The sequence below is a fragment of the Clostridium saudiense genome, assembly GCF_000577815.1.
In the GTDB taxonomy this organism is placed as follows: domain Bacteria; phylum Bacillota; class Clostridia; order Clostridiales; family Clostridiaceae; genus Clostridium; species Clostridium saudiense.
Genome location: NZ_CBYM010000009.1, coordinates 15,325 through 27,687, shown reverse-complemented (window position 1 = coordinate 27,687; position 12,363 = coordinate 15,325). Strand labels below are relative to the sequence as shown.

Below are 12,363 nucleotides of genomic sequence, written 5' to 3'. Positions count from 1 at the left end.
ATGATCGGTGAAGTATTAGGGAATAGATATGAGCTGATGGAAAAGATTGGCGAAGGTGGAATGGCTATTGTTTATAAAGCTAGAGATAATAAGCTAAGTAGATTAGTTGCCGTGAAAATATTAAAAAAAGAATTTGCCAATAACAAAGATATATCAGATAAGTTTAAAAAAGAAGCTACAGCGGTAGCCAATTTCTCAGATGCTAATATTGTAAATGTATTAGATGTTGGACATGAAGAAGAAGAAGATATTGATTACTTTGTTATGGAATATGTTAATGGTAAAACTTTGAAGGATTTAATTATTAGCAGTGGAAAACTGAATTATACTACAGCTATAAGTATTGCAATTCAAATAGCAAAGGCATTAGAATGTGCACATAAAAACAATATTATTCATAGAGATGTTAAACCACAAAATATTTTGGTTACAGAGAATGGATTAGTTAAGGTTACTGATTTTGGAATAGCTAAAAGCTCAACTTCAGCAACGATAACAAATACAACTACAATTATGGGGTCTGCTCATTATTTATCACCAGAACAAGCTAAAGGAGCATTTGTAGACTCAAGATCAGATATTTATTCTTTAGGTATTGTGTTATATGAAATGGTAACAGGTATACTTCCTTTTGATGGGGAATCGCCAGTTACAATAGCATTAAAACATATTCAATCTGAGCCTATTGAACCTAAAAAACAGAATCCAGCCATACCAGATAGTTTAAATAATTTAATTATGAAGTGTATGAGTAAGGAAAGTGTTAATAGATATCAAAATTGTAGAGAATTAATAAATGATTTACAAAAAATAAAGGAAAATCCTAGTGTGAATATTGGTACTAGAGATAATTATGATGATGGAAGAACTATTATAATGGAACCTATAAGAAGTGAGGATTTATTAAATAATCAACCTTCTAATGTAGCTTCTAAACAAAATAATAATACTAATAATAATCTTTATACTAAGTCTGATTTTGAAAATGATTATGATGACGAAGATGAGGATGAAGATGAAGACTCTTTCAATGATAAGAGAAATTCAAAAAAAGGAAATAGAAATAGAAATATTGGAATTATAGTAGGTATAGTTGTTATAGTTTTAGCTTTAATGCTTGGAATTACCTTTGGAAGTGGGTTAATTGGTGGTTCTAAGGTTCAAAGTGTAACAATTCCTAATATTGTAGGGATGCTAACTGAAGATGCTAAAAAAGAACTAGAAAAATTAGGGTTAAAATTAAATGTTATAGAAACTGTTGAGAGTGATAAAGAGGAAGGTACAATACTAGAAATGTCACCAGAAGCTGATGGAACTGCAAAAAAAGGTGATACAATTAATGTTAAGGTTTCAGGTGGCTTAGAAAAAATTACTGTACCTGATTTAAGAGATAGAGAAATTAATTATATTAAGGACTTTTTAGACCAAAAGGGTTTAAAATATAATATTACTGAAGAATATAATGATAGTGTAGAATATGGATATTTAATTAGACAATCACCAGATAAGGGCACTGAAGTACCGAAAGGATCAATAATAGAACTTACTATTAGTAAAGGACCAGAAGTAAAGTATGTTTCAGTTTCAAATTATTTAGGGCAAAATGTTGATAGTGCTAAGAGTGAGTTAGAAGGTTTAGGATTAGTTGTAAAATTAAAAGAGCAACAAACAGATAATGAATCAGAAAATGGCTTAGTATTAAATCAAACTATTGAAGCAGGTACTAAAGTATCAAGTGGATCTGCTATTACACTTACTTATGGAAAGTATACAGAAACTTCAATAGATGTTAGCCAATATATTAGTGTTGGAATGAGATTAGATGAAGCAGTAAGTAGTTTAAGCGCTGCAGGAATATCGTATACTATCTCAGGTGGAACACCTCAGGATGGAGATATGAGTTCATATGTTGTAAAAGGATTTAATAGCAAAATAAAAAAAGGTGAAAGCGTTAAAATCCAAATATCAAAAATTACTTCATCTGATAATAATGGTAATAATGGTAATAATGGTAATAATGGTAGTGATGTTAATGATGGGGAAGAAGATCAACCAACTAACACAAAACCAAATACAGATCTAGATAATACAGATAATACAACAAATAGTACTTATGATACTGGAATGGCAACTGATTCAGTAAGTTAAAGGTGCAAATAAAATATTCAGATTAAAAATATTTAAACTAAAAAATATATATAGTGGGATTACCATAGTGTAATCTCATTTTTTTTTTTAAATTTTATTAAATAAAATATTGCAATTGTTTTATAATAGTGTTTATTATAATTAAGAAGAGTAAAAAGTTTGGAGGTACTATGAAAGGAAAAATAATCAAAGGAATTGGTGGCTTTTATTATGTAAAAACTGCTGATGGACTAATAGAGTGTAAAGCAAGAGGAAAGTTTAGACATAGGGATATGAAACCACTTGTTGGAGATGATGTAGAAATAGTAGTAGAGAATGGGAAAGGTGTTATTTCTGAAATACATGAAAGAACATCTGAACTTATTAGACCAACAGTTGCTAATGTAACTCAAGCATTTGTTGTTTTTGCAATTAAGAATCCAGATATTAATTATGATTTATTAAATAGATTTTTAGTATTATGTGAACATAATAATATAAAAGCCATTGTTTGTTTAAACAAAGTAGATTTAGTATCTGATGAAGAAAGAGAAGTTGTAAAAGAAAAAATTAACTCCATAGGTTATGAGGTATTATATATTAATGCTAAGAAGGGATTAGGTGTTGAAGTTTTAAAAGAAAAGTTAGATGGTAATGTAACTGTGTTATGTGGACCATCTGGAGCAGGAAAATCAACATTAATTAATACATTGACTGAAAAATATCATATGGAAACTGGTGAAGTTTCAAATAAACTAGGAAGAGGAAAACATACTACAAGACATAGTGAGCTTATTGATGTACAAGATGGATACATAGTTGATACACCAGGATTTTCAACATTAGAAGTTACTTTTATAGAGAAAGATGATTTAAAATATTGCTTCCCAGAATTTGAAGAGTATAATAATAAATGTAAGTTTAGGGGTTGTTCACATTATAAGGAGCCTAACTGTGCAGTTAAAAATGCAGTAGAAGAAGGGAAAATTAATAAGGTTAGATATGATTTTTATATAAAAACACTACAAGAAATAATGGATGGGAGGAAATATTAATGGTTAAAATAGCACCGTCAATATTATCAGCAGATTTTTCAAAATTAGGAGAAGAAGTAATAAAGCTTCATGATGCAGGAGCAGACTTTATTCATATAGATGTAATGGATGGAGAGTTTGTACCTAATATATCATTTGGTATGCCTGTAATTAAAGCAATAAGAAATAAAACAGATAAAGTTTTTGATGTTCATTTAATGATTAATAATCCACAAAGGTACATAGATGATTTTATAGAAGCAGGAGCTGATATAATAACTTTACATTATGAATCAGAAAAACATTTAGATAGAGCTATTCAATATATTAAATCTAAAGGGATTAAAGCTGCAGTAGCATTAAATCCTGCAACTCCTACTGTTGTATTAAAAAACATTATTGGAAGCTTAGATATGGTTTTAATAATGTCTGTTAATCCAGGATTTGGAGGACAAAGCTTTATTCCTTACTCTTTAGATAAAATTAGAGAAGTAAAACAAATGGCAATTGAAGCAAATAACGAAGATATATTAATTCAAGTTGATGGCGGAATAGATAGCAATAATGTTAAAGATGTTGTTGAAGCAGGGGCAAATGTAATTGTTGCTGGATCAGCTGTATTTAAAAATGGAAATATAGAAGAAAATATTAAAGCATTAAGAGGCTAATAATGAAGTGTTTAATAATGTCTGGAGGTGTAAAACCAAAAGATGAAATTATAAAGCAATATGCAGATTTTTGCGATTTAATTATTGGAGTTGATAAAGGGTGTAATTATCTTTATGACTTAGATATAAAGCCTAATTATATAGTAGGGGATTTTGATTCTTCTAATATAGAAGTTATAGAAGCCTTAGAAAAAAGGGGATCTGTAAAATATAAATATAAATGTGAGAAGGATTTTACTGATTCTGAAGAGGCTTTTGAGCTTGCTATTTCTAGTGAAGTCACTGAGATATACTTTTTAGGAGCTACAGGGCAAAGATTTGATCATACATTAGGAAATTTAGGACTATTATTAAAGGCTTTAAAATATAATGTTAGAGCAGAAATTATTGATGATAGAAATAAAATATTATTAGTAAATTCTAATACAAGCATAAAAAATGAAAAAGAGTATAAATATATATCGTTTTTAGCATATAATGAAACTATAAGGGAATTTTCTATTAAGAAAGCAAAATATGAATTGAATAAATATAATTTAGAAGTTGGAGATTCACGAACTGTTTCAAATGAATTTATTTCAGATGAGATAGAAATAGAGCTTTCTAATGGAAATATACTTATAATATTTTCAAAAGATTAAAAAAACATGCACCATTTCACATTTTACTGCATACAATTAGTAGTAAGGAATGGTGTTTTTTATTTTATAAAGAGTAAATAGCACAAAGTTAGTTAAAGGGTAAATGAATGGAGGGAGAAAAATGAAAATTGTAGCAATTAAATTACCTAAATTTATATCATCAATTATTAAATTTTTTACTAGAAAAAAATAAGTACATATGAGAAAAATAACATATGTTATTAAGGATAGTATGCCTTTTATTTAAAAAAGTTTTAAAATAAGCAAATAAAAAATGCAATTGATTATATCAATTGCATTTTCTATTTGAACTTATATTGCTCTTTCAACCTTACCAGATCTAAGACATCTTGTACAAACGTGAACAGTTTTTGGTGTTCCGTTAACTAAAGCCTTTACTCTCTTTATGTTAGGAGCCCAAGTTCTCTTAGATTGACGATGTGAGTGTGAGTATTGAGTTCCAGATACTACACCTTTATTACAAACTTCGCATCTTCTTGCCACTTGAAAACACCTCCTTGTTATATGAAGATAATTTCTCTTCAATAGGACAAAATTGATTTTAACATAAGTTATATAAAAAAAGCAAGGCTATTTAAAAAAAATATTAAAAAAAATTATAAAATGACGGTAAATGAAGAATGAAAAGGATAAATTCTCTTGAATTAATATGGTAACTAATATACAATGTTTTATATGGAAAGATAAAAAGGAGGATTTTGTATGGTAGGATATTCAAATGACCTTGGAAGTATACATTACTCTGAAGAAGTATTAGCAAAAATAGTAGGATTATCAACAATGGAATGTTATGGTGTTGTTGGTATGGTATCTAAGAATGCTACAGAAGGCTTATGGGAGTTAATGAGAATTGAGAATTTAAGTAAAGGTGTTAAATTAAATTTTAACGATGAAGATAAATTAGTAATTGAATTATCTATAATGGTTGAATACGGAACTAAAATTTCTGTAATAGCTAATAATATTATTCAAAAGGTACGTTATAGTGTTGAAAATTATACTGGACTAAAGGTTGCTTCAGTTACGGTTAATGTTCAAGCGGTTAGAGTCTAGGAGGGAACAGGATGAAATATGATAGAATAAACGGCCATGATTTTTATAATATGGTTGTTAATGCTAGTAATAGATTGTTAGAGGAAAGTGACTTTGTTAATGCTTTAAATGTATTCCCAGTACCAGATGGTGATACTGGAACAAATATGTCAATGACATTTAAAGCTGCAGTTAAAGAAATTGAAAACTTAAACTCAGAATCTATTGGTGAAACTTCTAAAAAGTTAGCTAAGGGTGCTTTAATGGGAGCAAGAGGAAACTCAGGGGTTATCTTATCTCAAATACTTAGAGGTATTTCTAAGGGATTAGAAGGTAAAACAAGTGTAGATAGTGCTGAGTTAGCTAATGCTTTTGTTGAAGGAAGTAAGGCTGCTTATAAGGCTGTTATGAAGCCAACAGAAGGTACTATACTTTCTGTTATAAGAGCAGCCTCAGAAGGTGCTATAAAAAGTGATAAAACTGATATAGTTGAACTTTTAAATGAAGTGGTTAAAGAAGCAAAAGTAATGCTTGACAGAACTCCAGATCTTTTACCAGCTCTTAAAAAAGCTAAAGTTGTTGACTCAGGTGGTATGGGATTATATATCATATTACAAGGTATGCATGATGCATTAAAAGACGATATAAAGGCTGAAATAAAAGATATAGTGGCTAATGGTTCAACAGGAACAAATGCACAAGGAACTGAAGAAATAGACATAAAGTTCGGTTATTGTACAGAATTTATAATATTAGGAGATGCTTCAAAGGCAAAAGCATTCCAAGATGAAATAGAACCATTAGGAGATTCTATGATCGTAGTTGGATATGATGATGTTATCAAGGTACATATCCATACAAATGATCCAGGATTAGTTTTATCTAAAGCTGTAACTGTTGGTGAATTATCTAAGATTAAAATAGATAACATGAGAGAAGAGCATAGAGAACTTTTAACTTCTAAAGAAGAACAAGAAGCTGCAAAGCAAGTTGAAGCTGAAGTTGCAGCAGAAAAGAAGAAATATGCATTTATTTCAGTAGCTATGGGTGAAGGAATAACTCATGTGTTAAAAGATTTAGGAGTTGACTATGTTATTGAGGGTGGTCAAACAATGAACCCATCTACTCAAGATATGATGGAATGTATTTCAAAGTTAAATGCAGATCACATATTTATTTTACCTAATAATAAAAATATAATTATGGCAGCTACTCAAGCTTCTGAAATCTCTGAAAAGGACGTAAGAGTTATACCAACTAAGAGTATTCCACAAGGAATAACTTGTATTACAATGTTCAATGCTGAACATGAAGTAGATGAAAATGAAGCTGCATTAATGGAAGCATTAGAACTTGTTAAGACAGGCTCTGTTACTTATGCTGTTAGAGATACTGAAATGGATGGTATTGAAATCAAAGAAGGTAATATGTTAGGACTTGTTGAAGGTAAGATCAATAAGGTTGGTAATGATTACTTTGAAGTAGCAGAAGAAGTTCTTGAATCTATGGTTGATGAAGATAGTGAACTTATAACTATTTTCTATGGTAAAGATGTAGATGAAAGTAAAATAGAAGAATTCACAGAAAAATTAGAAGAAAAATATGAAGATTGTGATGTACAATTCTACAAAGGAGATCAACCTTTATATTACTTCATAATGGCTGTAGAATAATTATTTAAAGTACAGGAAGATTATCTTCTTGTACTTTATTTTTTTATTATACTATTATAAAATTATATTTAAGATTTTATAAGAAATTGTATTATTATTATTATTATTATTATATTACAGTTTCGTAAAATATATTTGTAATTTTACAGATTAGGAGAAGTTTTATGGATATATCACAAGATGTAAAATGTTTAAAGGGAGTTGGACCAAAGCTTTTAGAAAAATTAAATAAATGTGGAATTTTTTCTGTGTTAGATTTACTTTTGTATTTTCCTAGGGATTATGAATTTTTAAGAAGTAATATTCCTTTTAACGAAATTGATGAAGAAGATAAGCAAGTTTTATCTTGTGTTTGTGTTGGAATAGATAGAGATGTTAGAACTAAAACAGGAAAAACTTTAACAACTATTAGATTTAATTATTTAGGACATTTAGTTTTGGGGAAATGGTTTAATCAGGGATTTATAAAAAATACTTTTAAAATAGGTCAAAGTTATGATTTAATGGGAAAGTTCAAAAAGGTAACTAATAGATTAGAAGTTATTAACCCTATTATTGGAGTTAAAATGGCAAAGGAAAACGAAATAGTACCTAAATATAGTTTAAAAGGTGATTTAAGCGATAAGATTTTAATTAAGCTTATAGGGAATTGTTTGGAACAAATAACAATTAGGGATAACTTACCTAAATATCTATTAGATAAATATAAAATGACTAATTTAGATTTTGCTATTAAAAATATACATTTTCCTAAAGGGAGAAGGGAACTTGAATTAGCAATAAACAGATTGAAATTTCAAGAGCTATTTACTTATTCAATGAAACTTTTAATGTTAAAAAAGAATCTTAGGACTAAGAATGGAATTACATTTCAATTAGTTGATGAATTAAGAGATTTAAAAGCTGCACTTCCCTATAGTTTAACAGATGCACAAACAAGGGTTGTGCGAGAAATATTAAGAGATCAAAAAAGTCCCTGGCCGATGAATAGATTAGTTCAAGGGGATGTTGGTAGTGGAAAAACAGTAGTTGCATTAATTGCAATGTTTAATGTAGTTAAAAACGGATATCAAGCTACATTAATGGTGCCAACAGAAATATTAGCAAATCAGCATTATTTAGAGGCGAAGAAATTATTAGAACCATTTAATATACATATAGAATTATTAACTGGAAGTACATCAATGAAAGAAAAAAGACGTATTAAGGAACTTATTACAACGGATGAGCCGCTTATTGTAATTGGTACTCATGCATTAATACAAGAAGATGTTGATTTTAAAAATTTAGGAATGGTAATTACGGATGAACAACATAGATTTGGGGTTGAGCAAAGAAGCAGATTGATTAATAAGGGTAGAAGACCTGATGTAATGGTAATGACAGCTACACCAATTCCAAGAACTTTAGCTTTATATGTTTATTCGGATTTAGATATTTCTGCTATAGATCAGCTTCCACCTGGAAGAAAACCTATAGATACAAGATTTTTTAATGAAAATGAAAGAAATTCCGCTTATGATTTAGCTTTGGATGAAATAGAGAAGGGTAGACAGGTTTACATAGTATGTCCACTAATTGAAGAAGATGAAGATATGAAATTAAATTCTGTAGAAAAACTTTATAATGAATTAAGTGATGGTATGTTTAGGGGTATACCAATAGAAATTCTTCATGGAAAAATGAAGCCAAAAGAAAAGGATGAGATAATAGGAAGATTTAAAAATAATGAAACAAAAGCTATTATTTCAACAACGGTTATTGAAGTTGGAGTTAATGTACCTAATGCATCTGTAATGATAATTGAAAATGCTGAAAGATTTGGTCTTGCACAATTACATCAATTGAGAGGAAGAGTTGGTAGAGGTAGCTATGAATCCTATTGTTTTTTAATTGCAAAAGCAAAAAGTGAAAATACCAAAAAGAGAATGGAAATAATGACGACTTCAACTGATGGTTTTTATATATCAGAAGAGGACTTAAAGTTAAGAGGTTCAGGTGAAATGTTTGGTAGAAGGCAAAGTGGAGATGAAGAATTTATTTTAGCTAATATATATGATGATTTAAATATATTAAAATGTGCTAAAAGCGAAGCAAGGTTATTACTTGATTCAGATGAACCAGAAAAGGTAAAGTTCTGTAACGAAGTTAAAAATTCATTAGAAAGATGGAGTAAATATATCTGTTTTAATTAAGTGAACCTCCAAATTTTAATTTGGTTAGGTGAACTTACTCATCCGACTGAAAGGAGGAAGAGTTTCATATAAATTAGCTCCAAATTTTAATTTGGTTAGGTGAACTTACTCCTATGAGCAAAAGTAAAGAGTGAATTTCCATTAATAAAAAAATTGTTAATAAATTAATTATATGTTAGAATTATTATGTTAATGACAAAGGAGGAAATTAAATGAGAATTATAGCAGGAAAAGCAAGAGGACGTAAGTTAATACCTCCAGCAACTATGGAAACTAGGCCGACTTTAGATAGAGTTAAAGAAGCTATGTTTAGTACTATACAAAATCATTTATTAGATGCGATAGTAATTGATGTATTTGCTGGAACTGGTAGCTTGGGTTTAGAAGCAGCAAGTAGAGGTGCTAAAGAAGTATATTTAGTAGATAAGAGTGCTGTAACATTTCCATTATTAAAAGAAAATGTTGATAATTTAAAATTTAGTGATTTTTGTTTTCCTTTAAATAAGGATTCGTATGATGTGTTAAGGGATTTAGCTAAAAAAGGAAAGGTAATGGATGTTATTTTTATAGATCCACCTTATTGTAAAGAGATGATTCCTGAGGCAATGAAAATTATAGAAGAAAATAAAATGTTAAATGAAGATGGTATTATAGTTACTAAAATAGATTCTATAGAAGAAATATATGAAGGTTATGGTAGCATAAAGTTATACAAATCTAAGAAATATGGTAATACAACAGTTTGTTATTATAAAATTAATTAACTTAGGGAGAAGAATATGAGAGTAGCAATTTATCCGGGAAGTTTTGATCCTATTACTAATGGGCATTTAGATATTATTACAAGAGGGTCTAAAGTTTTTGATAAACTTATAGTTGGTGTATTGGTTAATATCGACAAGGTAGGATTGTTTTCTATTGAAGAGAGGGTAGAATTAATAAAAAGAGTAACATCACATTTACCTAATGTAGAGGTTGTTAGTTTTAATGGGCTTTTAGTAGACTTAGCAAGAAAATATGATGCAAAGGTTATACTTAAAGGATTAAGGGCTGTAACAGATTTTGAATATGAATTTCAAATGGCGCTTATGAATAACCAGTTAGATTGTGAGATTGAAACATTGTTTATGACTACAGCTGCTGCGAATTCATTTTTAAGTTCATCATCAGTAAAGCAGGTTGCAAAGTTTGGTGGCAAAATTAATGGATTAGTTCCAGATGAAATAGTTGAAGATGTTGTTAAGAAAATTAAGGGATAGAAGTTAGGGGGAATATTTTTGGAGAATATGGATTCGAGTGTATATGAATTGTTAGAATACCTACAAGATATGGTGGAAAATTCCGCGAAAATGCCTATTACAGGTAAAACAATAATTGATAAAAAGGAATTTAATGAAGTAATTGAACAAATCATGAATTGTCTTCCAGATCAATTTAAAAAGGCGCAATGGATTGTTAGTGAGAAGGATAGAATTCTTGCTGATGCGCAAAAAGAATATGATAGTGTAAAAAAAGAAACAATTGAAATCATGAAGCAAAATGTTGAAAGTCATGATATTGTAAGAGAAGCAAAGTTAAGAGCTAATGAAATAATAGCTTTAGCACAAAGAGATGCTAAAGCTATTAGAATAGGATCTAGAGAATATTCAAATGAAATATTAACACAATTAGATGCAGAAATTGAAAAGCAAAAAGTTGCATTAATAAAATCTATGCAAGATTCATTTGAAAAAGTGGCAAAGGATATAGATGATAACTTAACACAAACAGGCACTATAATTAAAGAAAATATAGCAGAATTAAGAACGATGTAATTTCTTTGATATTGCAATAATTAAAGTACATATCAGTGATAGTAATATAAATAAGTAAATTATTATTGTAATATTGTAGTTATCAGGAATAAATGTTGATGTATAAGCAGTGTATTTAAGTGTAAATACACTGCTTATTACAAATGTAATAAAGAAGCTAATTATTCCTTGAATCAATTTATAAAAGCTATATTTTGCTAAAGATACATTGTATTTTGATACAAATGAGCTTATTTGAGCTATTACTGATAATCCGGAAAAAGAACAAATAAAGCTAATTATAGATAACTTAAAGGGGATTGTTAAAGGTAATGTAGTTATAAGTTTACAACCATTTGTAAATTCTACACTACCTAAAAATATACCATAAAGTGAATACTGAGGAAGATTTAAAAAATTTTCTATATTACTAAAAATAATGCTTATATAAGCATTATTTTTTATTATGCTTATAATTATAGAAAATAAAACTACAAAAGAGCCAACTTGTAAAGTTGTATTTACACCATTATCAAGTGCAGATTTTAATGCAGTTCCAAAATTAATATTGGATGTATTTGCTGGAACTTCCTTCATATTTGATAGATTTTTACTTTGTTTAATTGTTAAAATACCTACAATCATTGGAGCTAAATAATTACCTATAAGTAAAATAAATCCTAATTTTATATCTCCGAGCATTGTGGCTCCGATAGATCCTATTAAAAACATAGGGCTTGCATTACTTGCAATATTTAATAATCTTTCAAATTCTTTTCTGTCTATGTAACCTAAAGAGTAAAGATCGCAACAATATTTGCAACCAAGGGGGTAACCACTTAATATACTTGCTACTATTGGAAAAGATGATGATTTTGAAAGTTTTAATGGTTTGCAAAACAAAGGTCCTAGAATTTTAGAATATAGACTGACACCGTCATAGGAAATTAGTAAATTACATATAACTGAAAAAGGAAAAATTGTTGGAACTATAGTCTTAACTACTAGATTTACCCCTACTAAGGCAGCGTCAATACAACTTTGAAGATTAGAAACAAATAAAAAAATAAATACTGTAATTAAGATACACATAAAATAATTTTTGTTAACTTTTAATAATTTGAATAAAAGTAACAGTAGTAAAAATATGATTATTAGTAAAAAAATAATACTATACAT

12 protein-coding genes are annotated in these 12,363 nt (G+C 28.7%); 10 read left to right on the top strand and 2 right to left on the bottom strand.

The genetic code is table 11. From position 1 onward, the window contains the following. From pknB to TY07_RS06405, 4 genes are all read left to right on the top strand, one after another. Positions 1 to 2,148 (top strand): Stk1 family PASTA domain-containing Ser/Thr kinase, encoded by a 2,148-nt coding sequence (pknB, locus tag TY07_RS06420; RefSeq protein ID WP_074431751.1) that lies wholly within the window; start codon positions 1 to 3, stop codon positions 2,146 to 2,148. Between the two features lie 170 nt (positions 2,149 to 2,318). Continuing rightward, on the top strand, positions 2,319 to 3,182 hold the full coding sequence (gene rsgA / locus TY07_RS06415) for a ribosome small subunit-dependent GTPase A (protein ID WP_042396927.1): 864 nt from the start codon (positions 2,319 to 2,321) through the stop codon (positions 3,180 to 3,182). Continuing rightward, positions 3,182 to 3,829, top strand: a complete 648-nt coding sequence (rpe, locus tag TY07_RS06410) for a ribulose-phosphate 3-epimerase (protein ID WP_042396923.1) — start codon at positions 3,182 to 3,184, stop codon at positions 3,827 to 3,829. Before rsgA ends, rpe begins: the two co-directional genes overlap by 1 nt. A gap of 2 nt (positions 3,830 to 3,831) precedes the next feature. Continuing rightward, the gene (locus TY07_RS06405; RefSeq protein ID WP_042396919.1) at positions 3,832 to 4,470 is read left to right on the top strand and encodes a thiamine diphosphokinase; all 639 of its coding nucleotides are present in this window, start codon (positions 3,832 to 3,834) and stop codon (positions 4,468 to 4,470) included. A gap of 312 nt (positions 4,471 to 4,782) precedes the next feature. Here the strand turns inward: TY07_RS06405 and rpmB are convergent, their stop codons facing one another. After that, positions 4,783 to 4,974 (bottom strand): 50S ribosomal protein L28, encoded by a 192-nt coding sequence (gene rpmB, locus TY07_RS06400; RefSeq protein WP_005213497.1) that lies wholly within the window; start codon positions 4,972 to 4,974, stop codon positions 4,783 to 4,785. 219 nt (positions 4,975 to 5,193) lie between these two features. Between rpmB and TY07_RS06395 the strand changes: the two genes are divergently transcribed. From TY07_RS06395 to TY07_RS06370, 6 genes are all read left to right on the top strand, one after another. Then, positions 5,194 to 5,544 (top strand): Asp23/Gls24 family envelope stress response protein, encoded by a 351-nt coding sequence (locus tag TY07_RS06395; protein WP_042396914.1) that lies wholly within the window; start codon positions 5,194 to 5,196, stop codon positions 5,542 to 5,544. 11 nt (positions 5,545 to 5,555) lie between these two features. Further along, the gene (locus TY07_RS06390) at positions 5,556 to 7,196 is read left to right on the top strand and encodes a DAK2 domain-containing protein (protein ID WP_042396911.1); all 1,641 of its coding nucleotides are present in this window, start codon (positions 5,556 to 5,558) and stop codon (positions 7,194 to 7,196) included. A gap of 164 nt (positions 7,197 to 7,360) precedes the next feature. After that, positions 7,361 to 9,391 (top strand): ATP-dependent DNA helicase RecG, encoded by a 2,031-nt coding sequence (gene recG, locus TY07_RS06385; protein ID WP_042396907.1) that lies wholly within the window; start codon positions 7,361 to 7,363, stop codon positions 9,389 to 9,391. Positions 9,392 to 9,603: 212 nt separating this feature from the next. Further along, positions 9,604 to 10,155 (top strand): 16S rRNA (guanine(966)-N(2))-methyltransferase RsmD, encoded by a 552-nt coding sequence (gene rsmD / locus TY07_RS06380; RefSeq protein ID WP_042396904.1) that lies wholly within the window; start codon positions 9,604 to 9,606, stop codon positions 10,153 to 10,155. A 15-nt stretch (positions 10,156 to 10,170) separates the two neighbouring features. Continuing rightward, positions 10,171 to 10,650, top strand: coding sequence for a pantetheine-phosphate adenylyltransferase (coaD, locus tag TY07_RS06375; protein ID WP_042396902.1), 480 nt, complete (start codon positions 10,171 to 10,173; stop codon positions 10,648 to 10,650). Between the two features lie 18 nt (positions 10,651 to 10,668). Continuing rightward, positions 10,669 to 11,205 (top strand): ATPase, encoded by a 537-nt coding sequence (locus tag TY07_RS06370; protein WP_042396899.1) that lies wholly within the window; start codon positions 10,669 to 10,671, stop codon positions 11,203 to 11,205. On the opposite strand, the gene ylbJ is transcribed toward TY07_RS06370, so the two are convergent. After that, entirely contained in the window at positions 11,191 to 12,363 is a 1,173-nt protein-coding gene (gene ylbJ / locus TY07_RS06365; protein WP_042396896.1) for a sporulation integral membrane protein YlbJ, read from the bottom strand. The genes TY07_RS06370 and ylbJ overlap by 15 nt on opposite strands.